Origin of the sequence: Burkholderia sp. 22313, assembly GCF_052045245.1 — a bacterium.
Lineage (GTDB): Bacteria > Pseudomonadota > Gammaproteobacteria > Burkholderiales > Burkholderiaceae > Burkholderia.
Genome location: NZ_JBQEON010000093.1, coordinates 1 through 531, shown reverse-complemented (window position 1 = coordinate 531; position 531 = coordinate 1). Strand labels below are relative to the sequence as shown.

1 pseudogene is annotated in these 531 nt (G+C 69.5%); it reads right to left on the bottom strand.

Annotated elements, in window-relative coordinates:
• Nucleotides 1–531 (bottom strand): annotated as a pseudogene (locus ACTJKF_RS31425) (filamentous hemagglutinin); the annotation flags it as partial.

The window sequence follows — 531 nt, the reverse complement described above, 5'->3', positions numbered from 1 at the left end:
CCGCCGACGGTCAGGTCGCCTTGCGTGTTGGTGAGCGCGACGTTGGTGGTGCCGAGGTTGCGCGACAGCGTGTCGGCGCCGATCGAACGATCGTCGCTCACGCCGGCGTTGGCGGCTTCGATGGTCCAGGTGCCGGCGGTGTTGCCTGCACGCGTGTCGACCGTGGTGCCGTGTGCAACGCGAACCTGTTCGCCGCGCGTGAGGATCGAGCCGGCCGGTGCGTCGGCCTCGGCTGCGCTCGTGTCGAGCTTGCCGCCGACGTTGACGGTGCCGCCGTCGAGCGTGATCTTGCCGCCGCGGAGCGCGATCTTGCCGTGGATGTCGGTGGCGAGCCCCTTCGCTTCGATCGTGCCGGTGTTGTTGACCACGGCGTTCAGCAGGTCGCCTGCCGCGCGCGCGGTCATCAGCACTTCGCCGCCGTCGGCCTTGAGCAGGCCGCCGTTGTTGGCCTGCGCATCGACGGCGCCGCCTTCGACCTGCAGGCTGAGCAGGTCGTTGCCGTCGAAGTTGACCTTGAACGCATTGCCGGCG